Consider the following 24,774-nt stretch of genomic DNA (forward strand, 5'->3'; position numbering starts at 1 on the left):
GACAACCACCGCTACGGGAATCGATTCACAGGGGGAGTTTGCGGAAAACCGGGCGCGGGATGTGGCGAAGCACCGACATCAGGAAGCGCACCTGACCGGGAGCCCAGATCAGCTCCTTGCCCTTCTGCGACGCCGCCACCGCCATGGCCGCGACCTCTTCCTTGTCGACGGTGAACGGTGCTTCCTTGGCGCCGGTTGCCTTCCAGTGCTCGAGCGTGGTCGTGGTGCGGACCTGGCCCGGCCGGATGACGAGCACGCGCGGGCCGTACGGCCGCAACGCCTCACCGAGACCGAGGTAGAAGCCGTCGAGGCCGGCCTTGGTGGAGCCGTAGACGAAGTTGGAGCGGCGCACCCGCTCACCGGCGACCGAGGACATGGCGATGATGCGCCCGTAGCCCTGCGCCTTCATCTTCTCGCCGACCAGCACACCGACCGACACCGCCGCGGTGTAGTTGATACCGGCGATCTGCACCGCCTTGCGCTGGTTCTGCCACAGTTCCTCGGCGTCACCCAGCATGCCGAACGCGACGATGGCGACATCCACATCGCCGCCGTCCCAGGCCTGGTCGATCACCTTGGCGTGGCTGTCGGTGTCGAGTGCGTCGAAATCGATGACGTCGACCTGCTCGGCGCCCGCCGCCTTCATCTGCGCGACCGCGCCCTCACGCAGCGGATCGCCCGGCAGCGCGGCCAGGATGATGCGAGCGGCACCCTTCTTCAGGTACTCGGCGCAGATCGCCAGCCCGATCTCCGAGGTTCCGCCGAACAGCAGGATGGTCTGCGGGTTGCCAACTGCGTTGATCACTGGAGCTCCAGCCTCCTGGCCATATCGGACATGAAAACGCCTGTGGGGTCGACACTTCGGCGGATCTTGATCCACTCGTCGATCCGGGGATACATCTGGTGGAAGGTTTCGGCGGTGGTGCGCGAATCCTTCGCGGTGTAGAGCCTGCCGCCGAATTCCAGCACGCGCTTGTCGAGTTCGGTGACCAGCTCGTTGAGGCCGGGCCGGATCGGGAAGTCGACGCAGATGTTCCAGCCCGGCATCGGGAAGCTCAGCGGCGCCTGGTTGCCGGGGCCGAACAGCTTGAACACATTGAGCGCCGAGTAGTGCCCGGAGGCCTGGATGTCGATGATGATGCTCTTGAACGCCTCGACCGCCTCGGTCGGCACCACGAACTGGTACTGCAGGAAGCCGTTGGAGCCGTAGCCGCGGTTCCACTCGGCGATCATGTCGAGCGGGTGATAGAACTGCGTCAGGTTCTGCACCTTGCCGGTGTAGTTGCCGCCCATCGCGTAGTACGCCTGGCCGATCGCGTTCATCGTCAGCTTGTTCATCGTCCAGTTCGGGAAGATATCCGGGACGGTCATCAGCTGTGGGGCATCGAACTTCAGCGGGCGCTTGCGCAGTTTCTTGGGCAGTTCGTCCACCTTGGCCAACCTGCCGCGCGTGAGCGTGCAGCGGCCGAGCGCGGGCAGCGGGCTGATCACGTCGAACCACGCGCTCGAGTAGGTGTAGTTCGCTTCGCTGCCGTCGCTGTGCACCGCGATCGTCTCGTCGAGGGTCGTTGTCTTGACGCCGTCGTTGAGGAAGTACGCGGTCTCGGTCGGGATCATCTCGATCGTCGCCCGCAGAATGATGCCGGTCAGGCCGTTACCGCCGACAGTCGCCCAGAACAGCTTGGCGTTCTTCTTGGGCGAGATGGTCTGCACCTGCCCGTCGGCGGTGAGCAGGTCGATGGAGCGGACGTGGTTGCCGAAGCTGCCCTCGGAGTGGTGGTTCTTGCCGTGGATATCGGAGGCGATGGCGCCGCCGATGGTGACCTGCCTGGTGCCGGGTAGCACCGGAACCCAGAGGCCGAACGGCAGCGCCGCCTTCATCAGCTGGTCCAGGCTCACACCACCGTCGACGTCGACCATGTGGGTGTCGCCGTCGATACGGTGGATGCGGTTGAGCGCGGTCATGTCGACGACAAGGCCGCCGCCGTTCTGCGCGTGATCGCCGTAGGAGCGGCCGAGTCCGCGCGCGATGACGCCGCGGCGCAGGTGAGCGGGCTTGCCGTCGTTGTCCTCGGCGACCATGCTCACGGCCTTGGCGATCAGCTCGGGATCGCTGGTCGAGAGCACTTCGGCGGACGTTGGCGCGGTGCGACCCCACCCGGTGAGCGTGCGGGTGCGCGTCGGTAGATCGAACGTGCGGGCCGCGCCGTTGGTGGCGGCGGAAACGCTGTCATCACCGGGCGTCGTGGTGGGGGTCGTGGCTTTCGTGGACATCGGCATAGAGGCTACAGGTATCGCCGGATACGCGGCCGGGGTCGCCGTACCCGCCGGTATGGCGTCGGCCACGCCGGCGCGTTCGGGTTACTCTCGTGCGCGTGAGTGCCGAACCCCATTTGCCGCTTCCGGTCGAGATTCCGCTGGTCGACGAGCCGGGCGGCACCGATGTCGACCTGAAGACGCAGATCATCCGGTTCGGCGTGACCGGCGGGTTGTCGGCTGTGGTCGACTTCGGCTTGTACTCGCTGCTGTATCTGGCGGGCCTCCCGGTCAACGTCGCCAAGGCCATCGGCTTCATCGCGGGCACCACCACCGCCTACCTGATCAATCGCCGCTGGACGTTCCAGGCGCCGCCGAGCCGGGCCCGGTTCATCGCGGTGGTCGCGCTGTACGCGGTCACCTTCGCGGTGCAGGTCGGTATCAACTGGGTGATGTACCAGGCATTGGACGACACCTGGTGGCGGTTGCCGCTGGCGTTCGTCATCGCGCAGGGCACCGCCACCGTGATCAACTTCGTCGTGCAGCGGATGGTCATCTTCAAGATCGACTAGGGCGAGTCGCTCGGCGGACCGCTCATCTGCTCAGCTCTCCACCAGGGCGTCCGCCTTGACGCCGAAGTAGTCCCCACCTTTGGCGCGCATACTGTCGGTGCCCCACTCCCGCTGTTCCCTGGTAGCGGGCATCAGATGCGGAATGTGCTTGCGGCAGTGGATATAGGCCTCTGCCACGTCGACCACCACCCAGACCTGGGCCTCGCGGCCGCGGCGGCTCGGCGGCAGGCCGGGCGCCCAGCCGCGTAGCGCGCTGTCGTCGACGATGCGGGCCGACCCGTTGATGTGCAGTCCGATCAGATCGCGGACGAAGTCGACCATCAGGATGCCGATATGCGGGTTGGTGTGGATATTGCCGAGGCTGGCCAGCACCCCATTGCCCCGGTATTCCGGATACGCGATCGTCTGCGCGTCGATGACGTGCAGAAAGCCAGGATCGCCCGCCCGGAAGCTGGCATCGCATTCGCCGTGCGCGTCGGCGGTGGCGATGAACGCCATATCCATCCGGCCGACGAATTCGATCATGTGGTCGTTGAGTCGATCGCGGACCTGATCGTCGTAGAAGCGCCGGGCCCGGTCCTGTGTCCCCTGGCGTTCCTGTAGTACGTGCTCGCCGTCGCTGCCGCGCATATGCGCCCCCTGTGATAGCCGGATTCGAGAGATCGTCGAGGCTCAGCATCGAACCAGCGACATAAGAGGAATCCGGTCGATTTTATCGTGAACATGCTCGTGAGGGGGCGAAACCCGTCTACCCCGATGGACGAATCATCGGTCGGCCCAAGGGTTTCCGGGCGTCCAGCAAACAGACTGGTTCGTTCGTTGGGCAATTGTCGTCATGGGGTAGCGCTCCCCGGCGACGACGAACGTTCCCGGCAACGACGAAGACCCCGCCGGTGCTCGGCGGGGTCGGTGTCTACCGTGTGCAGTTGTCGTCCTGGACGGTCTTGTCCGTGGCTCCGGTGCCGACTCAGCAGGCGACGCTGGTGAGCTGTCCACGCCGGCGACGGGCCGCGGCGGCCCGGACGGCGGCGCTGATCGCGACCACCGGCGGCACCCAGCGGGCTTCGCCCGGGGCGATGCCCCAGGCGGCCGACCCGGCCGAGAGCTGCGTGGGCGGCAGCGGGATGCCTGCACCGTCGGTGTGGACGGTGGCCCCGGCCTCGCGCAGCGCCTCGATCGCCATGGCGGCCTTGCGGGCGCCGGTGACGAGGTGGATTTCGCGACGTTCGGTACCGGGGATCTCGATCACCGGTCCGGACAGGTTGTTGGCACGCAGGAAGCGACGGACCTCGGCGGCCAGCTCCCCGCTGACCTCGATGGCGGAAATGTCGTCATCGGTGATCAGGCACAGACCGTTGGCCGTTTCAGCGACCGTCCAACCGCGCTGGGTGTAGTCCTGCGCGGCGGCGGACATGGTGTCCGCCGAGACGGAAGTCGGAAACGTCGTACGCACTGTCTTCTCCATTCCCCGTTACAGATCAGGTCCTGCATTCATGGTTCGTATCGAGGGCAGGTGCCCGAAGCGTTACGAGATTTCGCGAATTTTTCACAACTGTCGGATTCGTCTCATTTACCGGCCGGTAATGCCGATCGGTGCTAGTGCCCGGCAGGGCCGGTTCCTCGAGCATGGCCACGATGGATGTGACGAGGTCGGGGGTGGTTTCGGGGGCTGGATAGAGGAAGGATTCGGGGAATGACAGATGAGTCCGCAGGCACCGAAGCGCCACAACCGGACGACGAGCTGGAGACCGAGTCGCGCTGGATCACCTGGCGCTCGACCGCGGCGCGCCGGTTCCCCGGCGCGTCGGCCGAGGAGGAGACCGCGCCCGAGCCCTTCGTCAGCAGGCGCGCGTTCCGCCGATGGTGTGCCGACGCGGTGCGCGGCCTGCTCGATGTGCAGTTCCGCAGGCCCGCGACTCGGACGATCCTGCCGTTGGCCTATCTACTCGGGCTGCTGTTCGCCTTCGGCATCCCGATCGCCTTGACGGTGCTGATGTGGCAGGTATCGGCGCTGCTGGGGATCTTCGCGGCACTGATCGCGGTGCCGCTGGGGCTCAGCATCGCCGCGTCGGTGCGTCTGGTGCTGGAGTTCCTGGTGAACGCGTCCCGGCTGGCGACGCGAGTCGAGCACATCAGCGATCTGGCCGACGACCTGTTCCAGGCGCTCTCCGATGTGGCCGAGCCGGTGAATCAGCTCTCCGAAGACGTTCGTGCGGTGCAGTTCTGGCGGTTCCGCCGCGGCGGCTCGCGAAAATAGCTGTCGTGGAGGTGACGTCGGCCTGTCTGTGACATCGTTGCTATTTCCCTCGCGGTTCCGTTGTGGAACAATGCCGTTCGTCTAACAAGGGGGAGCAACGATGGCATTACCGCAGGGGACCACCGGATCGACCATGCCGAGGCGTCGCCTCGGCAGGCAGCTGCGCGATCTGCGCAACCGCGCCAGGATGACAACGCGCGCCGCCGCACAGCAATTGGAGTGGTCGGAGGCCAAGATCTGGCGCATCGAAACCGGGCAGACCTCGTTGCGTGGTCTGGACGTGGAGGCCATGTGCAAGGTGTACGGGGCGCCACCGGAGGCGGTGGCACCGCTGACGGCGCTGGCCAAGGAGACCAAGGCGCGCGGCTGGTGGACCGGCTACAGCGACGTCATCGGTGAGGGATTCGAGGTCTACATCGGTCTCGAGGAGGCCGCGTCTCGGCTGTTCGCCTATGAGGACCAGCTGATTCCCGGTCTGCTGCAGACCGAGGCCTATGCCAGGGCGCTACTGCTGGCCGCGCGCCCGGACCTGTCGGAATCCGATGTCGAGCGCCGGGTCCGCCTGCGCATGGCCCGTCAGCCGCTGTTGACAAGGGACGATTCGCCGCTGCGGCTGGATGTGCTGATCGGGGAGGCGGCGCTGTGGCGTCCGCTGGGCGATCGTTCGGTCACCGCGGGCCAGCTCGACCATTTGCGGTTGATGTGTGAACTGCCCAACGTGCGCATCCAGGTGGTGCCCTCGGATGCCGGATACCACCGCGGCATCGAGTCCGGCCCGTTCGTGCTCCTCGAATTCCCCGCCCCGGACCCGGCGGCGGGCCCACCGGAACCGCCGGTGGTGTACGTGGAGGCGTTCACCGGGCCGGTGTATGTCGACAAGGCCCACGAAATCGACCGTTACCGGGCGGCTTTCGACAGCATCCGGTCGGTGTCGGTGGACGCGCGTACCGCGATCGACGAGGCGCGCGCGAACTGTCGCTGAGCGCAGCGGCTCGAGCACGCCGTCGGATATCCGCCTACGCCGCTTCATTGCCCGGCCGGGCAATGAAGCGCCGGGCGACCGTAGTTCAGCGCTCGGCCAGCCGTGGCGCGGCGGCGTCCTTCGGCGAGCGCAGATAGGTGATCGCGCGGCCTTCTCGATCGGTGCTCGGCCAGTCGATGGCCAGCTCCGGGTCGAAAGCGTCGAGGTCCCGGTCGAATTCGGGCGAGTATTCGAGCGAGCACAGATAGGTGACGGTGGAGTCGTCGGCCAGCGAGAGGATCGCGTGGCCGAGACCCTCGGACAGGAACACCGAACGGCGGTCCACGTCATCGAGCAGCACGCTGTCCCAGCGTCCGAACGTCGGCGAGCCCTCGCGCAGATCCACCACCACGTCGAGGAACGCGCCGCGCACGCAGCTCACATATTTGGCCTGGCCGGGCGGGTTTTCGGTGTAGTGGATGCCGCGAAGCACGCCGGCCGCCGAGACCGAGGTGTTGACCTGCAGCAGATCGAAGCGACGCCCCGTTGCCTTCTCGAACTCGGAGGCCTTGAACGTCTCGGCGAAGGTGCCGCGTTCGTCGGCCAGCAGGCGCGGGGTGAACACCCATGCCCCCGGGATCGACATTTCTCTGATCTGCATGCTTACCAACTTCGTCCGTGCTCGAGCAGGTCGAGCAGATAGCTGCCGTAACCGGACCGGACCAGCGGATCGGCCAGCGCGCACAGTTGTTCGTCGTCGATGAAACCCAGCCGCCAGGCGACTTCCTCAGGTGAGCCGATCTTGAGGCCCTGGCGTTCCTCGATGGTGCGGACGTAATTGGCGGCGTCCAGCAGCGAGTCGAAGGTTCCGGTGTCCAGCCATGCGGTGCCGCGCGCGAGCACATCGACCCGCAGTTTGCCCGCGTCCAGATAGGCTCGGTTGATATCGGTGATCTCGTATTCCCCGCGCGCGGACGGGCGCAGGCCGCGGGCGATCTCGACGACGTCGTTGTCGTAGAAATATAGACCCGGGATCGCGTAGTTCGAGCGCGGCGTCTTCGGCTTCTCCTCGATGGATACCGCGCGGCCGTCGGTGAATTCGACGACGCCGTACGCGGTCGGATCGGAGACCCGGTAGGCGAACACCGCACCGCCGTCCAGACCGGTGAACCGGTTCAGGCTGGTGCCGAGCCCCGGCCCGTGGAAGATGTTGTCGCCGAGCACCAGCGCCGCGCAATCGGTGCCGATATGGTCCGCGCCGAGGACGAAGGCCCTGGCCAGGCCGTCGGGCTCGGGTTGGACGACATAGTCGATCGAGATGCCGAACTGGGCGCCGTCACCGAGCAGTCGCTGGAACGAGGACGCGTCCTCCGGGGTGGTGATCACCAGGATGTCGCGGATTCCGGCCAGCATCAGTGTCGAGAGCGGGTAGTAGATCATCGGCTTGTCGTAGACCGGTACCAGCTGCTTGCTGACGCCGCGCGTGATCGGGTGCAACCGGGTCCCGGTGCCGCCGGCCAAAATGATTCCGCGCATGTCTGGACAGTCTGCCAGTCCAGGAGTACCTGTCGACGACCGGTTCGATCCGCCTGCCCTGCCCTGCGGTGACGATCAGGCCGTTCGGGTGGCGCCGCAGGTCGGTCCAGGATTCGGGGAGATTCCGACTCCTGTTCGAAATGATTACGGAGTGCGGGTACCAGGTATGGGGAAGAGCGGATTCGGGCAATGTTGTTGCACAGGTCACTTCCACATGGTGTGCTGAGGCCGCGAGTTTTGAAACGTTCTCGTTTCTGAAGCGTCACCGTGTGCGATCGGTGCGAACGTCAGCGTCGACGCTCATCCGGGCAGCTGTCCGGCCGGGGGATTCGACGCCCCGAGCGGAGGGCAGGTGCGCGATGGCTGCGACCAGAGAACCCGGCATCGTCGTGAACCCCGGCGGACCGAGCGCGCCCGGACGCGTGCTCGAGGTGGCCTTCCGTGGCGTCGTGCGGCCGGTACTGCGTACCTTCCCGATCAACCGGATGACCCTGCCTGTCGGTGCGGCCCTGGTGGATGGACTGTCGATGTTGCGCCCGGAACCTTCGGGCATCGACCGCGAGCAGGTATCGCTGAACGGTTTCCGGATGGAGATCATCCGGCCCGCAGGCGCGGCGCGGTCGCTGCGACACGGTGCGGTCCTGTATTTCCACGGCGGCGGCTTCGCCATCTGCGGATTGCGCACGCACCGCCCGGTCGCGGCAGGTCTGGCCCGCCGGACCGGCCTGCCGGTGGTGAACGTCGAATATCGGCAGCTGCCCGGCACCCGGATCACCGATTCGCTGGCCGACTGCCTCAATGCCTACCGCTGGCTGCTGCGTCACCGCGTCGATCCGGCGCGCATCGTCATCGCCGGTGATTCGGCCGGTGGTCTGCTGGCGTTCTCGACGGTCTTCGCCGCGCTCGAGGCGGGCCTGCCCGCGCCGGCCGGTCTGCTCGGGCTCAGCCCGCTGCTCGACCTGGATTACGCGGCCAAACGCGATTACGAGAAGACCGCGCGCGACGCCTACATTCCGCTCGCGGCGCTGGCCGCGGTGGTGAAACTGGCCGGCGAGGTCGCCGGGGTGCTTGATCCGAAGCTGTCGCCGGTCAACGCCAATCTCAGCGGTCTGCCACCGGTACTGCTTGTCGCGGCGGAACAGGAATTGCTGCGCTACGACAGTGAGCTCATGGCCCGGCGCCTCACCGCCGCGGGCGTACCGAACTCGCTGGAGCTGTGGCGCGGGACGGTGCACGATTTCATGAGCATCGCGCCGAATCTGCCGGAGGGACGTGCGGCGTTGGCTCGGGCATCGCGGTTCATCAGGGCGCGAATCGAGCAGTCGGAGCGGGTTCGCACCGCCTGACCCGGTCATGGGCCGGAGGCGGCAGCGCAGCGTCACCACGCAGGACCTCCGGGTCAGGCAGATCCGATACCGCCTGAGCCGCCGCGCATCCCCGAACCCGGCGGTTTCGCCCGACCTGTCGAGGACCATGTGCCCTAGACGCCGACCGTCTGATGCGGGCACAGTGGAGCCGGCTCGGACGGCCTCGACCACGGTCGGCCGGACGAGTCGAACCCCGCCCCAGTCATGCCGGGGCGGGGTTCTCTTGTCTGTGCCGATTACTTGGCCGGCGCCACGAACGGCTCGTTGATGGTGGTGAAGTACTGGATCGCGGAGGCGATGGCCACCGGGACGGTGATCAGGATGGTGCCCGCGATACCGATCAGGCCCGCACCGAGTGCGCCGCCGACGAGGCAGCTGACGACCGGGCCGGCGCCGAACAGCGTCGCCACCGGAAGGGTGACGATGCCACCGGCCAGCGCGCCGAGAGCGCAACCTGCGATACCGCCGATGACGGTGGTGGTCAGGCCCGCAACGGTGGCAGCAAGGCTGATCTCGTCCTTCATCCGCGCGAAGGCGGCCTTCTCCCGCTCGTACGGCGACTTGAAGGTGTCCTGCTCCTGGAACGGCAGCGCTACCGGCTTGTAGACCGCGTGCTCCATATCGAACTGTGGGGTCAGGGTGGCGCGGCGGTCGTCGAGCTGGGCGGCGATCGGAAAGACGAAATCGTCGACCCGGAACTCCAGCGGGGTGCCTGCCAGCACGGTGCCGTCGGCCGACTTGATCGCCAGGCGGCCGTTCTCGACCGCGAGCGATCCGGAGTCGATGGCGATCGACGCGGTCTTGTCGTTGGCCTCGTAGGAGACGTTGACGCCCTCGGCGGGGGCGGGCTGAGCCTGGGCGGTGCCGGTGGCGACGCCGATCGCGGCGATCAGCAGGGCGGACGTCGCGGCGAATTTCCTCATCATCATTTCTTGACCAACCTCGATGGAGCGTGTGGACGGGGTGGCTTGATGAGAATCGAACTCAGCTAACGGTCAGTGAATTACATGCCGCCGGGTATTAAGAGCCCGTTCACCGAAAAGATGGATCTGCGTGGGAGTTCCACAGAATTCAGCCGTAACGAGCCTAAATGGTGATCTTGATAGGAGGCTGAGAAGTTACTGCCGAGAGCTGACTCGAGGCAAAGGTCACTATCTTCAGGCTCGGCTATTTCAAGAAATGTGATGTGCAGCGCTCATCGAGCAAATTGTCATGAATGTTGCTCGGATCATAGAAGTTCCGCTGCTCCGCAATTGTTTCGTGGAAATGTCCACGCCCGCACCGCATCGCATCGGGCCGGGTGCGCTGCCGGGCGCCCCGCCCGGCCCGTAAGGTCGTGGCGTGCGATTGCTGGTAACCGGCGGTGCCGGGTTCATCGGGGCGAACTTCGTCCAGCAGACCGTGACCGAGCGGCCCGAGGTCACGGTCACCGTGCTCGATGCGCTCACCTACGCGGGCAACAGGGCCTCGCTCGACCCGGTCGCCGACCGCATCGACTTCGTACACGGTGATATCGCCGATCTGGACCTGGTCGACGAACTGGTCAGCGGTGTCGACGCGGTCGTCCACTTCGCCGCCGAATCACACAACGACAACTCGCTGACCGAGCCATGGCCGTTCGTGCAGACCAATATCGTCGGCAGCTACTCGCTGCTGCAGGCGGTGCGCCGCCACGACGTGCGCTACCACCACGTCTCCACCGACGAGGTGTACGGCGACTTGGCAGCAGACGATCCGGCGTTCACCGAGCAGACCGCCTACAACCCGTCCAGCCCCTACTCGGCGACCAAGGCCGCCAGTGATCTGCTGGTGCGGGCCTGGACCCGCTCGTTCGGGGTGCGCGCCACCCTGTCCAACTGTTCCAACAACTACGGCCCGTACCAGCACGTGGAGAAATTCATCCCGCGCCAGATCACCAATCTCATCGACGGCGTCCGGCCACGGCTGTACGGCGCGGGCCACCAGGTCCGGGATTGGATCCACGTCGACGACCACAACCGTGCGGTCTGGGATGTGCTGGAACGCGGCCGGATCGGCCAGACTTACCTCATCGGCGCCGACGGCGAACTCGACAACAAGACCGTCGTGCAATTGATCCTCGAAGCGTTCGGCCGCGATCCGGACGATTTCGACCACGTCACCGACCGGCCCGGCCACGACCAGCGCTACGCCATCGACGCGAGTCAACTGCGCACCGAACTCGGCTGGCAGCCCCGCTTCGCCGACTTCCGCGCCGGTCTCGCCGACACCATCGCCTGGTACCGCGCGAACGAGGACTGGTGGCGCCCGCACAAGGCGAGCACCGAAAGCGCCTACGCCGCCGCCGGTGAAACGACGATCAGCCCCACACCACCACGTAGTACTTGATCGCCGCCGCGGCCAGCGCGATCGCCGTGGCCGCGACGATGGTGATCGGTGCGGCCCGCCCCGGCGCCTTACCGCCGGGACCGGTGAGCCGCAACGGCATCCAGCGCAGCAGCACCGCGAAGGTGAGGATCGCCAGCGGCACGAAGTAGCGGCCCTGCACGCCATCGATGATGTAGAAATCGACCGGCGTGAACGACATGTAGAGGGTCACGTAGATCATCGCGACACTGGCCGCGAGGGTCAGCGCGACGACGAGGGTGCGGCGGAAGTCTGGGGTGGTCATCCGCTCGGCGATCCCGAGGCCGACCGCGAAGGCCAGCAGGCAGGTCACGACCGACATCGCAGGCACATCGACGTAGCCGAAGCCGAGTTCGCCGAAGAACTCGGTGAACCATTCCTGATCACGGCGGGCGATGCTCTCGCCGAAGACACCGAGGAAACCGAACGGATCGCGCAGGATTCCACTGAGCTGCTCGCCCGGGTTCACCGTGTACCACTGGTGCTCGGGCCGCATCAGGCTCATGCCGTCACCGGTCGGCGCGGCGATCTTCATCCAGACCGCGAACCCGATCGCACCGATCGCCGCGCACACCCACGGCACCCACCGCAGCAGGCCGGAGAAGCCGAATCGCTTGGCGGGGACCAGCACCACGAGCATGGCGAGCAGCACGTAGGTCGGCTTGCTCAGCGGCAGCAGCACCGTCGCGGCGAGCAGCGCAGTCGTCTCCACCCGGCCCAGGCCCTTGCCCAGGAACAGCGCCTTGACCAGCAGCGCCGACACCATGATGGCGAGCGCGTTGGTCATCGTGTCCGCGGTGACGGTGCCGGACTGGAAGACCGCGATGGGCAGCAGCGCGATGCTGAACACCAGCCACTGCACGCGGTATGCCCGCAGAGCCCAGAGCGCGAACCCGACGATCACGAGGTAGGCGAGCAGCCCGGACAGCCGGGTCAGCAGCACCATGCCGCTCGCGTCGAGGCCGGTCAGCTCCGCCACCCGGATACCGATCGCGGCGGGCACATAGGGGACGGGGGAGTAGGCGGCGGTATTGGTGAACCAGACCTGCTTGTGCTCCGAGGTGATCTCGGCGTCACCGACCCGGTCGTAACCGCCCGGGTCGCCGACCATCGCACCCGGTTCCTCCGGGTTGTCGTTGTAGTCGCGGAACGCGAAGCCCATCAGCGCGTCGATGGCCGCGGGCGCCTGACCGCCGTAGGCGACGCCGCGCGGGTCTTCGATCTCCTGCGGCAGGAAACCGCCGTGCGCCACCTGGTAGGCGCGGCCGAACTGGGTGATCTCGTCATGGCCCCAGAACGGCGGGGTGATCACGGCGAAGACGGCGCCGAACAGGGTCGCGAGGATGGCGAACGCGACCGTCGCGGCACCGAACTTGGTGATCAGTGCCTCGGCCGTGCGGCGCAGTGGGTTCTGGGCAGCGGAAGACTTCGCGGTGGCCGGCGCTTCGGTCTCAGCCGCCTTGTCGCCGTCGGCTACGGACTCGGCGTCCGACGGAGTCGTCGCGGCAGCGGCTTCAGCAGTGGTCACCGATTCGGTTGCCGTCTCGCCGGACTCGTCAGCGGCTGCGGCTGCGGCGTTCTCGGGATCGACCGGTTCCTCGCGCTCGGCGGATTTCCGGTCGGCGGAAGTGGTCAACGCCCGGCCTCACCGGGACGCGGGTCCTCCCCGGGAGCCGAATAGCGCAGGTAGACCAGCCGGGCCGTCTCGTGCCTCGACCGGCGGATGCCGTCGAGGATCATGCCGGCGGTCCAAGCCAGGCTGCCGAGCAGCAGCAGCGTGAAGGCGAGGAACAGCGTCGGGAAACGCGGCACGGTGTGCGAGTCGTAGAACTCGATGACGATCGGGATGGTCAGGATCACCGAGACCAGCCAGCTCAGCGTGCCGAACAGGCCGTAGAACGCGACCGGACGCTCATGCCGGGCCAGCCCGATGATCAGCGCCAGGATCTTGAAACCGTCGTGGTAGGTGCGCAGCTTGCTCTCGCTGCCCGCGGGACGATCACGGAAGTCCACCGGCACCGCGGTCTGCGGCACCCGCAGATGCAGGGAATGCACCGTCAGCTCGGTCTCGATCTCGAACTCGCGCGAGACCGCGGGGAAGCTCTTGACGAACCGGCGCGAGAAGACCCGGAACCCGCTCAGCATGTCCTCGACGTTCTCGCCGAACACCTTGCCGACCACACCGTTGAGCACCTTGTTGCCGGTTTCGTGCCCAGCGCGGTACGCGGAAGCACCTGCGTCCTGGTCCTGCTTGCGCACACCGAGCACGTGGTCGTAGGGGCCGTCGAGCAGCGTCTTGATCATCAGCGGCGCGGCCGACGCCTCATAGGTGTCGTCGCCGTCGATCATCAGATAGACATCGGCTTCGATATCGGCAAATGCGCGGCGAACGACATTGCCCTTGCCCTTGGTGGTCTCGGCGCGCACGATCGCACCGGCTTCGCGGGCGCGTTCGGCGGTCGCGTCGGTGCTCAGGTTGTCGTAGACGTAGACGACGATCCCCGGCACGGCGGCCTGCAGGTCGGTGACGACCTTGGCGACCGAAGCCTCTTCATTGTGGCAAGGGACCACGGCGGCAATGCGAAGCTCGGTGGAATCCACCCGGGTCAATCCTCGAGGTCGGCTGTGAATGGGAACACCGGGAGATTACAGGTGTGCGCGGGCAAACGCCCCAGCGAGGTGCCTGCGGTACCGTCGCCCGAGTGTCACCCAGTGAGCCGACCAGCCCCGCACCCGAGTCAGCGCCCTCGGTGCGCCCGTCGCTGACCGGGAAGGTGCTCACCGCGCTCCGTCAGGGCGGTGCGTTCCTTGTCGTCGGCGCCATCGGATTCCTGGTCGACGCAGGCACCTACAACCTGCTGGTGTTCTGGGGCGGCGAGGGCGTGCTGTACCACGCGCCGCTGCCTGCCAAGATCATCGCGATCGTCGTCGCGACCGTGGTCACCTACTTCGGCAACAAATGGTGGACCTTCGCGCACAAGAAAACCGACAACCCCGGCCGCGAATACCTGCTGTATGCGCTGTTCAATGTCATCGCGATCGGTTTGCAGCTCGGCTGCCTGGGCTTTTCCCGCTACATCCTCGACCTGTCCAGCCCGCTCTCGGACAATATCTCCGGCACCCTTATCGGCCAGATCGTCGCCGTGGTGTTCCGGTACTGGGCTTATGACAAGTTCGTCTTCACCGGTAAGAACGAACCGTCTCCGCAGCGGGTCGGCGCCGAGTGAACGGCGACACGGGCGGGGTTATCCAACCGGCCGGGTGGGTAGCTACTCGGCGGGCTTACGGCGTGTGCGATTGATATCCTCGCTCCCGCCGCGAACCGTATGCAGGGACATGTCTGTCCCGTCGGCACAATAAGGATTTCGAGGACTTCATGGACCAGTCGGCTACCCAGGCCGTTACCGAAACGAACGATCGCTCGGACGTCGCGCCCGACGCGCTGCGTGCCGCCTCCCATCCGGCGCCCGATCGGCTGGTGCTGCAACGAGGGATCTTCACCGGCCCGTCGCCGAAGATCAGCGATGAGCTCTACGCCGTGGTCAAGGGCCGCTCGACGCGAGAGCGACAGGCGCTGCGGCTGGACAAGGGCGCGACCGCACACACCAACACCTACTTCGGCCGGTTCGCCGCCAGCTATTGGCAGCGCTGGACCACGGTCACCACGGTCGAGGTCTCGATGGTGCTGGATGTGGCCAAGAAGGCGCGGGTGCGCCTGGTCGCCTCCGATATCGCCGGACACCGGCGCATCGTCTCCAGCGCCGATATCGACGTCAGCGGTCCGCTGACGTTGTCCGCACCGCTGGACCAGTACGTCGATGGTGGCGCGCTGTGGCTGGAGTTCGACGCGGTCGGTGCCGAACTCGGCATCTCCGAGCTGACCTGGACCACCGAGTCCCCCGAACGGGTGCGCCCGGTCGCCATCGCGATCTGCACCTTCAACCGGGCCGAGGACTGCGCGCACACTGTGGCCGCGCTGGCGTCGGACCCGACCGTCCTCGCCGCCATCGATGCCGTCTACGTGGTGGACCAGGGCACCGACCTGGTGCAGGACCGGCCGCTGTTCCAGCAGACCCAGCCCGTCTTCGGTGACAAGCTGCGCTACATCCGCCAGCCCAACCTCGGCGGTGCGGGCGGTTTCACTCGCGGGCTCTACGAGGTCTCCGGCGCCAACGAGCATGCCGACGTCATCCTGATGGACGACGACATCCTGTGCGAGCCGGAAACGGTGCTGCGGCTCAATGCCTTCGCCAACCTGACCGTCGAACCGACCCTGGTCGGCGCGCAGATGCTGTTCCTGCTCAACCCCGACTACCTCAACGTCGGCGCCGAGGAGGTGCATCTGAACAAGCTGGTCCACGGGCAGAAGGTGCCCAAGGCGCTACGCAACACCAGCATGCTCAAGCGCAATCAGGAACGCCGCGTGGACGCCGGCTACAACGCCTGGTGGACCTGCCTGATCCCGGCCGAGGTGGTCAAGAAGATCGGTCTGCCGATCCCCATCTTCTTCCAGTGGGACGACGTCGAGTACGGCGTGCGCGCCCGCGAGAACGGGTTCGTCACGGTGACGTTGCCCAACGCCGCGGTCTGGCACGCCGATTTCTACTGGAAAGACTTCGACGACTGGGCCCGCTACTTCAGCACGCGCAACTCGCTGATCGTCTGCGCCATGCACAACGATCTCGACGGCAAGGCCATCACCCGTCAGCTGTTCCACAACATCGCCGAACACCTGGTGGCGATGCAGTATGGCCTCGTGCACACCACCCTGCAGGGCATCGAGGACTTCCTTCGCGGCCCGCAGGTCCTGCGTGACGGTGGTATCGAAGCGCTGGCCGCGGCGCGTACCAGCCGCAACGACTACGGCGAGACGATCAAGCATCCGGCCGCGACACCGCCGGTGCCGTCCTCGGAGATCCAGATCCGGCGCGCGGGCGGTGAGCCGAGCCGGTTGCTCGCGGTGCTCGTCAAGCGGGCGATCACGCAGTGGACCGGCCGCACCCAGCACGGCATCGTCGGCGTCACCCGCGAGGACGCGCACTGGTGGCATGTGTCGCTGTTCGACCATGTGGTCGTCACCGACGCCTCCCAATCCGGTGTGCGAGTTCGACGCCGCGACAAGGCAACCGCCCGCAAGCTGCTGCTGCGCACCCTCCGTGTGCTGCGCCGCCTGCGCCGCGAACTGCCCGCGCTGCAACAGCAGTACCGCGCCGCGGTGCCGGAACTCACCAGCCGCGCGAACTGGGAGCGGTTGTACGGGATCGACGGGGACTGAGGTTCGCCTGGCGGTCGATCACGTAGCGCGACAGTGGTCGACCGCCAACGGCGTTTCGCGTGATTCGAGTTCGGCTGGGCTGGGTAGGTATTGGTGAGCTCGCGCTGCCCTGAACTCGGGCGGTCAGGGCGTTGATCAGCCATGGCCGGCCCGCTCGTTCTCGACATGAGGGACCGGCGAAACACCGGTAGGGTGCGCCGTGCACGTTACCGATCTTGGGAGGAATCGATGAGTTACCCCGGGGCGCCGCAAGCGCAGCCTGTACCAGGTCAGCCGCAGTTCGGGGGTGCGCCGCAGTTCGCGCCGCCCGGTGCTCCGGGTTACGGGCAGCCGCCGATGGGGCAGCCGATGCCCGGCCACCAGGCACCCGGCCAGCCGATGCCGTACGGGCGTCCTCCCGGTCCTCCCGGCCAGCCGATGCCGAATGGCCCCGCGCCGTTTCCGCAGGGCGGGCCATACGGTCAGCCACCGATGGGTCAGCCGCCGATGCCCAACGGCCAGCCGCCGATGCCGTACGGCGCGCCGGGTGCGCAGGCAGGGCCCGTCGGCCAGGGCATGCCGGGTGACCCGCCCGGGCTCACCGTCGACGCTTCCTACACGCCGATGGCCTTCTTGCTCGCCATCACCAAGCCGAAGATCTTCGTCAACGGCCAGCAGGTCCCCGGCACCCGCTGGGGCGCCAACCACATCCCGGTCGGCCCCGGCCAGCACCAGGTGAAGGTGAGCACCCCCTGGTTGTTCGACATGGGCCCGGCCACCACCGTCGCCCCCGTCGCCGAAGGCCAAGCCGCCCGCCTCTACTACCGCGCACCGGCCCTGATCTTCCTCAACGGCGCCATCGGCCCGGTCCCGCAGAAGACCCCCGGCATGGTCTTCGTCTACGTCTCTTGGGGCCTGGCCGCCCTGATCTTCCTGATGACCTTCCTGCCGCTGCTGCTGGTCTAATCGTCGGCGTTGATGTCCCGAGCCGGGCTGCGCGAACCAGCCCGGCTCGCATTAACCTTGAACCGATCGCAATTTCGTTAAAGGTTAACGCGAAAACCTTGAATCGATAAGAACTTCGTTCAAGGTTAATGCACTAACCTTGAACGATGGACCTCGCTGCGATGAAGAACAGCCCGATCGGTCGGCTGGTACCGACTCGTGGCTTCGACCGCCGCTTCGATGAAGAGTTCACTTGTTCGGCCTACCTACCGGACCCGCTGCCTGTCTCGATCGAGCTACCGACGGCGACGTGGTCGCTGGTGGTAGACGCGACGGCTGCGATGTCCCGCGCCGACGAGCTCACCATGAAGTTGCCGGATCCACTCCTGTTGGTCCGGCAGGCGACACGTACCGAGGCCGTCAGTACCTCGGCGATCGAGGGGACCTACGCCGCGCTGACCGATGTGCTCGAAGCCGATTTCCTCGAGGTCGAGGAGATGTCGGCCAGCGTCAGCGAGGTGCAGAACTACGTTCGGGCCGCGGAAAGTGCCTATCAGTGGATTGCGGAGGGCAGGCCTATCACGTTGAGTCTGCTGCAGGACTTGCAAGCGATGCTGGTTCGCGGGACTCGAAGCGATGGACGCGACACGGGAACTGTCCGGAGCACACAGGTATTCATCGGTGTGGGTCGGGGCCGGGTGGAACAAGCGCGTTTCGTGCCCCCGCCGCCGGGAGATCTACTTCGGGATGGACTCATCGAGTGGGAGCAGTGGATCCGCCGTCCTTCGGCCTTGCCGTCAGTAGTGCGTATCGCTTTGGCCCACTATCAGTTCGAATCGCTGCATCCATTCACCGACGGCAATGGGAGACTCGGCCGCCTGGTCGCCCTGCTGCAACTGGTCGTCAGCGGCGACCTGCGCTTTCCGGTGCTGAACATCTCGCCGTGGCTGGAACAGAACCGGGGTGAATATCAGCAGGGGCTGCTCAATGTGTCTGTGACGGGCGATTGGGATGCTTGGGTGGCGTTCATCAGTGCGGCGGTGCACGCCGAGGCCCTTGAAACCGCTGCGCGCGCGAGGGGGCTGTTCGACCTGCGGACTCAGTTCGAGGATCGGGTCAAAGGGCTTCGTCGTGGCAGCGCCGCCGTTCTGATTGCGCAGGATCTGATCGGCTATCCCATGCTGACCGCCAAAGTGGCCGCCGAGCTGCACGGTGTGTCGTATCAGGCTGCGAACGAGGGCCTGAAGAAGCTGTCCCAGCTCGGGCTGATCCGGCCGCGGAGCGAAGGGCGCGGCGAGCGGATATACGCGTGCGATGCGGTGCTGCGCCTGCTCCAGGCCTAGTTTCCCGTTTTGGGCTGGACTCGGTTGCCCCGAATCCAGCCCAGCGGCAACCGGCTAGAGGAACAGGTCCGTGGTCAGCGGCCCGTCGCCCGGTACGACCCGGTACTTGTCCAGGTCGGTGATGCCGTGGGCGGCGAGGACATCGTCGTCGATGAAGAAGTTGCCGGTGGTTTCGGTCGACGGCGCGGTCAGGACCAGGTAGGCGGCGTCGGCGTAGATGTCGGGGGTGCGGGAGGTGGCGACCATTTCTTCGCCGCCGAGCAGGTTCTTCACCGCGGCGGTGGCGATGGTGGTGCGCGGCCACAGCGAGTTGACGCCGATGCCGTCGGACTTCAGTTCTTCGGCCAGGCCGAGCGTGGTCAGCGACATGCCGTACTTGGCGATGGTGTAGCCGAGCGAGGATCCCGCCCACTTCGGGTCGAGGTTCAGCGGCGGCGACAGGGTGAGGATGTGCGGATTGCGCCCGGCGGCGGCGGATTCGCGCAGCGCGGGGATGCACAGCTTCGACAGCAGGAAGCTGCCGCGGCAATTGATGTCCTGCATGAGGTCGTACTTCTTCATCGGCAGCGCGTCGGTGGGCGACAGGTCGATGGCCGAGGCGTTGTTCACCACCAGGTCGACGCCGCCGAACTGCTCGATCGTCTGCTGGACGGCGTCGGCGACCGACTCGTCGATGCGCACGTCACCGACGAACGGCAGCACCTTGCCGCCCGCGGCCTCGAGCTCGGCGGCAGCGGTGTGAATGGTGCCGGGGAGCTTGGGATGCGGCTTATCGGTCTTGGCGATCAGCGTGATGTTCGCGCCGTCCGCCGCGGCCCGCTTGGCGATTTCGAGCCCGATGCCGCGGCTGCCGCCCGACATGATCAGCGTTTTCCCCGCGAGCGACTTCGTTTCGGTCATTGACTGCTCCTGTCGTGTCCGCCGCGGCTACGGCATCCGCGGCCATCCGCTTCTCGACACTAAGGGTAGACCCACCCCCTATGCAACCAGTTGCATAGGGGGTGTCGAGTGGCGTGCTTCACAGCCTGTTTACGGAAGGCTGATCGACCGTCGCTGCTAGTAGATCGGCTGTTGCACTCCGCAGGTTCGCACCGCAGGCCGACCGATATGCCGAGCCCGGCAACGGGGGCCACCGGTTGCCCGATGGCCCGCCGCGCGCCTGGTTCAGCGCCGCTGATTCTTCTCGCGGAACATGCGGCGGTGCTGTTTGGTGATATCGCGCCACACCTTCTCGCGTTCGGCGCGCAGGCGTTTGTCGGTGCGGGCGGCCATCCATTCGTTTTCGCGAGCGAGTTTGCGGTAGTTGTCGAAGCGACGGTCGGTGAGTTCGCCGTTGTCGATGGCGGCCCGCACGGCGCAGCCGGGTTCGGCGTCGTGGGCGCAATCGCTGAAACGGCAGTCGGCGGCGAGGGATTCGATATCGCTGAAGGTGCGTTCGATGCCGTCGGTCGCGTCCCAGATGCCGACGCCGCGCAGGCCGGGCGTATCGATCAGCGTGCCGCCACCGGGTAGCGGCCGCAGCTCGCGGTGCACGGTGGTGTGCTTGCCCTTCTTGTCGACGGCGCGAACGTCGTTGGTGGCGAAGACTTCCGCGCCGAGCAGCGCATTGGCGAGTGTCGACTTGCCCGCACCGGACGGGCCGATCAGCGCGACGGTGCCATCGAGCAACGCGGTGAGCACGTCGAGTCCGTACTCGGCGGTGGCGCTGACCGCGACAACGGTGGCGCCGGGCGCGACGGCTCGCACTTCGTCGAGCCGAAGATGCTCGGCCGCATCGGCTTTGGTGAGCACGACGACGGGCTGCGCATCGGACTCCCAGGCCAGAGTGAGCATCCGCTCGATCCGGCCGAGATCGACGTCACCGTCGGCAGCGGTGCAGACCAGCACGGTATCGACATTGGCGGCGAGCACCTGTCCCCGCGAATCCCGCGACGCCGTCGAGCGCACGATCGCAGACCGGCGCGGCAACATCCGCCGCACATTCATCGCCGCATCGATGAGCACCCAGTCGCCGGTGCACAGTCCGCTGACTTCCGAATCCGAGCGCGGGCATGTCGCCCGGCCGGGTCCTGAAGGTGTGGCGACATCGCATTCGCCACGATCCATCCGAATCACCCGTGCGGGCACGCAGTCCGCTTCGAGCAGTGCGGCATATTCGAGCCGGACACGTTCGGTCCAGCCATAGGGAACCAACAGGTCGTAATCGACCATGATGAGAGAAACCTCCGTGGGGCGCCGAGCCCCGATCGGAGCTCAGCGAGTTGAGTACGAGATGGAGTTCCGTCCGGCGGCGCGCACCTGCACAGCCGACCTGGACACGACAAACCGCGTAACAATCACCACGAACTCCACCTCCTCATTCACCTCGAAGTTTCCACAACTCTCACAGACGGGCCGATCCCGCGCAATCGAATTTCGCCCGAGCAGGGCAGGCGCGATCTACTCCGGCTTCCCGAACTGCTCGTGCCGTCCCAGACTGCGCAGGTGGAACCATTCGCGAAGTCCGGCCGGGTCGCGGCGGGTGACCAGGAAGAACCAGGAGAAGCGGACCCATTCCTGGGGCAGGAGTTTGCGCATACCGGGCTGGGACATGAGATATCCGCGATTGCGGTAGGTGAAGTAGCGCTTGACCGGGTCGTCCGGGTACTGGGTGTGCATGCGGCCGCCGAGGATGGGCTTGAATTCGGCCGCGCCGTTGGGGTGCAGGTAGGCCGTTTGCAGGCAGGTGCCGAAAGGGAGGCCGGAGCGCACGAGGCGGCGATGCACCTCGACCTCGTCGCCGCGCACGAACAGACGCAGATCGGGAACGCCGATGACGTCGATCGCGGTGGCGGAGACGAGCGCGCCGTTGAACAGTGACGCGATACCGGGCAGGAAGTCGTCGTCGCCGAGTTCGGAACGCAACCGACGCCAGACCACACCGCGCCGCAGCGGGAACGCCAGCCGGTCGGGTTCGTCGATATCGCAGACCACCGGCGAGACCTCGACCAGGTTGTGCCTGCCCGCGCAGTCCAACAGCGTGGCCAGCACTTCGGGGCCTTCGGGCCTGCCGTCGTCGTCGGCCAGCCACACCCAGTCGGCACCGAGGCTCAGCGCGTGCAGGATGCCGAGTGCGAATCCGCCGGCACCGCCGAGATTGTGAGCCGAGCCCAGGTAGGTGGTTTCCAGTGGCTGGTCGCGGACCAGGTCGGCGACCTCGGGCTCATTGCCGTTGTCGACGACGATCAGATGGTCGACCGGACGGGACTGTGAGGCGAGCACCTTCAGCGATTCGGCCAGCAGTTCGCGCCGTTTGTGGGTGACGACGACGGCGACGATGCGGGCGGTCGCGCCGGTGTCGACCGCCACCTGCTCGGCGGAAGCCGCGGACTCGACCGGGGACGCCCCGGCAGCGATCGGGGTGTTCGGCCCGGTCGGCTCACTCATGTCTGGTTCGGCTCCAGTTCTCGTTCGGCGTCATCGGTGGCCTTCTCGGCTTCCAATTCGGCAAGGACGGTCGCGACGTGATTACCCGCCTCCGGGCCTTCGTATGCCCGCACGACTTCTTCGATGCCGCCGTGCAACCGGACCTGGCCGTGATCGATCCACATGGCCGAATCGCAGAGCTGGGCGAGGAATTCGTTGGAATGGCTGGCGAAGACCAGGATGCCGGATCGGGCCACCAATTTCTGGAGGCGCAGCCGGGCTTTTTTCATGAATTCGGCGTCGACGGCACCGATGCCCTCGTCCAGGAGCAGGATTTCCGGGTCGATCGAGGTGACCACGCCCATGGCCAGGCGCACGCGCATACCGGTGGAGTAGGTGCGCAGCGGCATCGCGAGGTATTCGCCGAGTTCGGTGAAATCGGCGATCTCATCGATCTTGGCCATCATCTGCTTGCGGGTCTGGCCGAGAAACAGCCCTCGGATGATGATGTTCTCGTAGCCGGAGATCTCCGGATCCATGCCGACACCGAGATCGAAGACCGGCGCCACCCGGCCACGAATGCGGGCGCTGCCGCGCGAGGGTTCGTAAATGCCTGACAGCAACCGAAGCAGGGTGGATTTGCCCGCGCCGTTGTGCCCGACCAGGCCGACCCGGTCACCCTCCTTCAGCGACAGGGTGATGTCGCGCAGTGCCTCGACCACGACGACATCGGACTGATTGCGTCCGATGGCGCCGCCGGCCTTACCGAGGAATGCCTTCTTCAGTGACCGCGATTTCGCGTCGAAGATGGGGAACTCCACCCACGCGTTGCGGGTTTCGATGCTCACATGATCTGTCATCGCTGCATCGGCTCCTATACCCAGTACGGCACGCGCGAACGGAATTTCTTCAGGGCGAGTACGGCCGCGATCCAGCCGACGACGGTGATCGCGCCGACGATCACCCAGTGATAGAGCTGCTGGTCGTCACCGAGCAGCGGCGCGCGCACGATTTCCAGGTAGTGGAAGGTCGGCACGATTTCGGCCAGCTTGGCCCGATCGGCCACATCGCCGCCCTGTTCCTGCAGGCTCTTGGTGTTCCACATGACCGGGGTCAGCACGAACAGCATCAGCGTCATGCTGCCGAGGATCGGCGCGATATCGCGGTAGCGGGTGCTGATGATGCCGAACAGGATCGACACCCACATCGAGTTGAGGAAGATCAACAGCAATGCCGGTATCGCGAAGATGACCGTCCAATGCAGGTTCTGCCACACCCCGAAGGCGATCAAGACGACGAAATAGATCGCGAAGTTGTGCGCGAAGAACAGGAACTGCCGCCACACCAGGCGATACACATGCACGCTCAACGCCGAGGGCAATTGCTTGATCAGCCCCTCGTTGGCGATGAACACATCGGAGCCTTCGAGAATGCTCGCCTGGATCACGTTCCACACGATCAACCCGACTGCCACATACGGCAGGTATTCCCGCAGCGGCTGCCCGAGTAGTGCGGCATACAGAATGCCGATGGCCGCGGCCTGCACGCCGGTGGCGATGGTGATCCAGAACGGGCCGATCACCGAACGCCGGTAGCGCTGCTTGATGTCCTGCCAGCCCAGCGAGAGCCACAGTTCGCGCTGGCCGAAGCCGTCGCGCATGTCCTGGAACGCGCGGGCGAAGGACTGCGAGTCCGACACCAGCGTCTCGGCAGGCTCGACCGGCGCGGTGACGGTGGGTTCGGAAGTCTGTTCTTTACTCACATCGGTAACCGAGTCGGGGCTGGCGGCAGCGGCGGGCACGGTGCTCGACACTACCCGGGCGATACGTTCCGGGCCCCGCCACCACTATCCGCCCTGCGGTTACAGGTACTGGCCGGTGCCGCCGATGGTCTGGCCGTGCTGCCCGCCACGGGGGTCGCTCGCGTGCAGACCGGGCGGCAGCGCACCCTGGCGCATCTGCTCGAGCTGGGCACGCGCGGCCATTTGCTGGGCGAACAGCGCGGTCTGGATGCCGTGGAACAGGCCCTCCAGCCAGCCGACCAGCTGGGCCTGGGCGATGCGCAGCTCGGCATCCGACGGCACCGACTCATCGGTCAACGGCAGCGTCAGCCGCTCGAGCTCCTCGCGCAGCTCCGGCGCCAGCCCCTGCTCCAGCTCGCGGATCGAGGACTTGTGGATCTCGCGCAGCCGGGCGCGGCTTGCGTCGTCGAGCGGCGCCGCACGGACCTCCTCGAGCAGCTGCTTGATCATGGTGCCGATGCGCATGACCTTCGCAGGCTGCTCGACCATGTCGGCCAGCGATTCGCCGGTGTCGTCACGGTCGTCGGAGTCGTTGGATTTCTCGTCGTCGTCGGAGACCACCTGGGCGGTGAAAGGCGCGTCCGAACCCTTACCGCCGGGTAGCAGCAGGGGGCGTCCTTCGGGTCCGATTACGACAACGGGATCCGATGCGTCATCCGAGTGCGTCATGGTCTCCATCATGTCGCGTCGGC

The 24,774-nt window shown here is 66.3% G+C and carries 24 protein-coding genes; 9 read left to right on the forward strand and 15 right to left on the reverse strand.

Features of this window, described 5'->3' with window-relative positions:
- Positions 1–25: 25 nt before the first annotated feature.
- Positions 26–805, reverse strand: a complete 780-nt coding sequence (locus ACFXNW_RS02370; protein WP_379415297.1) for a decaprenylphospho-beta-D-erythro-pentofuranosid-2-ulose 2-reductase — start codon at positions 803–805, stop codon at positions 26–28.
- On the reverse strand, positions 802–2,274 hold the full coding sequence (locus tag ACFXNW_RS02375; RefSeq protein ID WP_379415299.1) for an FAD-binding protein: 1,473 nt from the start codon (positions 2,272–2,274) through the stop codon (positions 802–804). Before ACFXNW_RS02375 ends, ACFXNW_RS02370 begins: the two co-directional genes overlap by 4 nt.
- Positions 2,275–2,369: 95 nt before the next feature.
- Here ACFXNW_RS02375 and ACFXNW_RS02380 point away from each other — a divergent pair, with 95 nt between their 5' ends.
- The gene (locus ACFXNW_RS02380; protein ID WP_379415300.1) at positions 2,370–2,828 is read left to right on the forward strand and encodes a GtrA family protein; all 459 of its coding nucleotides are present in this window, start codon (positions 2,370–2,372) and stop codon (positions 2,826–2,828) included.
- Between the two features lie 30 nt (positions 2,829–2,858).
- Here ACFXNW_RS02380 and ACFXNW_RS02385 read toward each other — a convergent pair whose 3' ends face one another.
- On the reverse strand, positions 2,859–3,458 hold the full coding sequence (locus tag ACFXNW_RS02385) for a pyridoxamine 5'-phosphate oxidase family protein (protein ID WP_379415301.1): 600 nt from the start codon (positions 3,456–3,458) through the stop codon (positions 2,859–2,861).
- 337 nt (positions 3,459–3,795) lie between these two features.
- Positions 3,796–4,281, reverse strand: coding sequence for a hypothetical protein (locus ACFXNW_RS02390; RefSeq protein ID WP_379415302.1), 486 nt, complete (start codon positions 4,279–4,281; stop codon positions 3,796–3,798).
- 240 nt (positions 4,282–4,521) lie between these two features.
- Between ACFXNW_RS02390 and ACFXNW_RS02395 the strand changes: the two genes are divergently transcribed.
- Complete coding sequence (locus tag ACFXNW_RS02395; RefSeq protein WP_379415303.1) at positions 4,522–5,085, forward strand: DUF4282 domain-containing protein; 564 nt, start codon at positions 4,522–4,524, stop codon at positions 5,083–5,085.
- A gap of 100 nt (positions 5,086–5,185) precedes the next feature.
- A complete protein-coding gene (locus ACFXNW_RS02400) occupies positions 5,186–6,067 on the forward strand; it encodes a helix-turn-helix domain-containing protein (RefSeq protein WP_379415304.1) in 882 nt (293 codons plus the stop codon).
- An 85-nt stretch (positions 6,068–6,152) separates the two neighbouring features.
- Here the strand turns inward: ACFXNW_RS02400 and ACFXNW_RS02405 are convergent, their stop codons facing one another.
- Positions 6,153–6,707, reverse strand: coding sequence for a dTDP-4-dehydrorhamnose 3,5-epimerase family protein (locus ACFXNW_RS02405; RefSeq protein WP_379415306.1), 555 nt, complete (start codon positions 6,705–6,707; stop codon positions 6,153–6,155).
- 2 nt (positions 6,708–6,709) lie between these two features.
- Positions 6,710–7,582, reverse strand: a complete 873-nt coding sequence (rfbA, locus tag ACFXNW_RS02410; RefSeq protein ID WP_379415307.1) for a glucose-1-phosphate thymidylyltransferase RfbA — start codon at positions 7,580–7,582, stop codon at positions 6,710–6,712.
- Positions 7,583–7,941: 359 nt separating this feature from the next.
- Between rfbA and ACFXNW_RS02415 the strand changes: the two genes are divergently transcribed.
- Positions 7,942–8,928 carry an alpha/beta hydrolase gene (locus ACFXNW_RS02415; protein WP_379415308.1) on the forward strand — a complete coding sequence of 329 codons (987 nt, stop codon included), beginning with the start codon at positions 7,942–7,944 and terminating at the stop codon, positions 8,926–8,928.
- A gap of 257 nt (positions 8,929–9,185) precedes the next feature.
- On the opposite strand, the gene ACFXNW_RS02420 is transcribed toward ACFXNW_RS02415, so the two are convergent.
- Positions 9,186–9,878, reverse strand: coding sequence for a hypothetical protein (locus tag ACFXNW_RS02420; RefSeq protein WP_379415309.1), 693 nt, complete (start codon positions 9,876–9,878; stop codon positions 9,186–9,188).
- Positions 9,879–10,290: 412 nt separating this feature from the next.
- On the opposite strand from ACFXNW_RS02420, the gene rfbB reads away from it, so the two are divergent.
- Positions 10,291–11,316, forward strand: a complete 1,026-nt coding sequence (rfbB, locus tag ACFXNW_RS02425; RefSeq protein ID WP_379415310.1) for a dTDP-glucose 4,6-dehydratase — start codon at positions 10,291–10,293, stop codon at positions 11,314–11,316.
- On the opposite strand, the gene ACFXNW_RS02430 is transcribed toward rfbB, so the two are convergent.
- Both ACFXNW_RS02430 and ACFXNW_RS02435 read right to left on the reverse strand, forming a co-directional pair.
- Complete coding sequence (locus ACFXNW_RS02430; protein WP_379415311.1) at positions 11,288–12,970, reverse strand: DUF2142 domain-containing protein; 1,683 nt, start codon at positions 12,968–12,970, stop codon at positions 11,288–11,290. The genes rfbB and ACFXNW_RS02430 overlap by 29 nt on opposite strands.
- Positions 12,967–13,935: a glycosyltransferase gene (locus tag ACFXNW_RS02435; RefSeq protein ID WP_379415312.1), complete on the reverse strand. Its 969-nt coding sequence runs from the start codon at positions 13,933–13,935 to the stop codon at positions 12,967–12,969. Before ACFXNW_RS02435 ends, ACFXNW_RS02430 begins: the two co-directional genes overlap by 4 nt.
- 101 nt (positions 13,936–14,036) lie before the next feature.
- Between ACFXNW_RS02435 and ACFXNW_RS02440 the strand changes: the two genes are divergently transcribed.
- From ACFXNW_RS02440 to ACFXNW_RS02455, 4 genes are all read left to right on the forward strand, one after another.
- Positions 14,037–14,561, forward strand: coding sequence for a GtrA family protein (locus ACFXNW_RS02440; RefSeq protein WP_379415313.1), 525 nt, complete (start codon positions 14,037–14,039; stop codon positions 14,559–14,561).
- Between the two features lie 149 nt (positions 14,562–14,710).
- A complete protein-coding gene (locus tag ACFXNW_RS02445) occupies positions 14,711–16,609 on the forward strand; it encodes a glycosyltransferase (RefSeq protein ID WP_379415314.1) in 1,899 nt (632 codons plus the stop codon).
- 228 nt (positions 16,610–16,837) lie between these two features.
- Positions 16,838–17,554, forward strand: a complete 717-nt coding sequence (locus ACFXNW_RS02450; RefSeq protein ID WP_379415315.1) for a hypothetical protein — start codon at positions 16,838–16,840, stop codon at positions 17,552–17,554.
- Positions 17,555–17,700: 146 nt separating this feature from the next.
- Positions 17,701–18,876, forward strand: coding sequence for a Fic family protein (locus tag ACFXNW_RS02455; protein WP_379415316.1), 1,176 nt, complete (start codon positions 17,701–17,703; stop codon positions 18,874–18,876).
- Positions 18,877–18,930: 54 nt separating this feature from the next.
- On the opposite strand, the gene ACFXNW_RS02460 is transcribed toward ACFXNW_RS02455, so the two are convergent.
- From ACFXNW_RS02460 to ACFXNW_RS02485, 6 genes are all read right to left on the reverse strand, one after another.
- Complete coding sequence (locus tag ACFXNW_RS02460; protein ID WP_379415317.1) at positions 18,931–19,776, reverse strand: SDR family oxidoreductase; 846 nt, start codon at positions 19,774–19,776, stop codon at positions 18,931–18,933.
- A 264-nt stretch (positions 19,777–20,040) separates the two neighbouring features.
- Positions 20,041–21,087, reverse strand: a complete 1,047-nt coding sequence (gene rsgA / locus ACFXNW_RS02465; protein ID WP_379415318.1) for a ribosome small subunit-dependent GTPase A — start codon at positions 21,085–21,087, stop codon at positions 20,041–20,043.
- Positions 21,088–21,315: 228 nt separating this feature from the next.
- Positions 21,316–22,302 carry a glycosyltransferase gene (locus ACFXNW_RS02470; protein WP_379415319.1) on the reverse strand — a complete coding sequence of 329 codons (987 nt, stop codon included), beginning with the start codon at positions 22,300–22,302 and terminating at the stop codon, positions 21,316–21,318.
- Positions 22,299–23,141 carry an ABC transporter ATP-binding protein gene (locus tag ACFXNW_RS02475; protein WP_379415320.1) on the reverse strand — a complete coding sequence of 281 codons (843 nt, stop codon included), beginning with the start codon at positions 23,139–23,141 and terminating at the stop codon, positions 22,299–22,301. Before ACFXNW_RS02475 ends, ACFXNW_RS02470 begins: the two co-directional genes overlap by 4 nt.
- Positions 23,142–23,155: 14 nt before the next feature.
- Positions 23,156–23,941, reverse strand: a complete 786-nt coding sequence (locus ACFXNW_RS02480; RefSeq protein ID WP_379416257.1) for an ABC transporter permease — start codon at positions 23,939–23,941, stop codon at positions 23,156–23,158.
- A 201-nt stretch (positions 23,942–24,142) separates the two neighbouring features.
- Positions 24,143–24,751 (reverse strand): bacterial proteasome activator family protein, encoded by a 609-nt coding sequence (locus ACFXNW_RS02485; protein WP_379415321.1) that lies wholly within the window; start codon positions 24,749–24,751, stop codon positions 24,143–24,145.
- Between the last annotated feature and the right edge of the window lie 23 nt (positions 24,752–24,774).

This window comes from Nocardia sp. NPDC059180, assembly GCF_042754945.1.
GTDB lineage: Bacteria > Actinomycetota > Actinomycetes > Mycobacteriales > Mycobacteriaceae > Nocardia.

Bases quoted from the DNA above. Each gene is read 5' to 3' on its own strand.
- ACFXNW_RS02375 (WP_379415299.1), bottom strand. From the start codon at position 2,274: ATGTCCACGAAAGCCACGACCCCCACCACGACGCCCGGTGATGACAGC.
- ACFXNW_RS02385 (WP_379415301.1), bottom strand. From the start codon at position 3,458: ATGCGCGGCAGCGACGGCGAGCACGTACTACAGGAACGCCAGGGGACA.
- ACFXNW_RS02395 (WP_379415303.1), top strand. From the start codon at position 4,522: ATGACAGATGAGTCCGCAGGCACCGAAGCGCCACAACCGGACGACGAG.
- ACFXNW_RS02400 (WP_379415304.1), top strand. From the start codon at position 5,186: ATGGCATTACCGCAGGGGACCACCGGATCGACCATGCCGAGGCGTCGC.
- ACFXNW_RS02405 (WP_379415306.1), bottom strand. From the start codon at position 6,707: ATGCAGATCAGAGAAATGTCGATCCCGGGGGCATGGGTGTTCACCCCG.
- rfbA (WP_379415307.1), bottom strand. From the start codon at position 7,582: ATGCGCGGAATCATTTTGGCCGGCGGCACCGGGACCCGGTTGCACCCG.
- ACFXNW_RS02415 (WP_379415308.1), top strand. From the start codon at position 7,942: ATGGCTGCGACCAGAGAACCCGGCATCGTCGTGAACCCCGGCGGACCG.
- ACFXNW_RS02420 (WP_379415309.1), bottom strand. From the start codon at position 9,878: ATGATGATGAGGAAATTCGCCGCGACGTCCGCCCTGCTGATCGCCGCG.
- ACFXNW_RS02445 (WP_379415314.1), top strand. From the start codon at position 14,711: ATGGACCAGTCGGCTACCCAGGCCGTTACCGAAACGAACGATCGCTCG.
- ACFXNW_RS02450 (WP_379415315.1), top strand. From the start codon at position 16,838: ATGAGTTACCCCGGGGCGCCGCAAGCGCAGCCTGTACCAGGTCAGCCG.
- ACFXNW_RS02455 (WP_379415316.1), top strand. From the start codon at position 17,701: ATGGACCTCGCTGCGATGAAGAACAGCCCGATCGGTCGGCTGGTACCG.
- ACFXNW_RS02460 (WP_379415317.1), bottom strand. From the start codon at position 19,776: ATGACCGAAACGAAGTCGCTCGCGGGGAAAACGCTGATCATGTCGGGC.
- rsgA (WP_379415318.1), bottom strand. From the start codon at position 21,087: ATGGTCGATTACGACCTGTTGGTTCCCTATGGCTGGACCGAACGTGTC.
- ACFXNW_RS02470 (WP_379415319.1), bottom strand. From the start codon at position 22,302: ATGAGTGAGCCGACCGGGCCGAACACCCCGATCGCTGCCGGGGCGTCC.
- ACFXNW_RS02475 (WP_379415320.1), bottom strand. From the start codon at position 23,141: ATGACAGATCATGTGAGCATCGAAACCCGCAACGCGTGGGTGGAGTTC.
- ACFXNW_RS02480 (WP_379416257.1), bottom strand. From the start codon at position 23,941: ATGCGCGACGGCTTCGGCCAGCGCGAACTGTGGCTCTCGCTGGGCTGG.
- ACFXNW_RS02485 (WP_379415321.1), bottom strand. From the start codon at position 24,751: ATGACGCACTCGGATGACGCATCGGATCCCGTTGTCGTAATCGGACCC.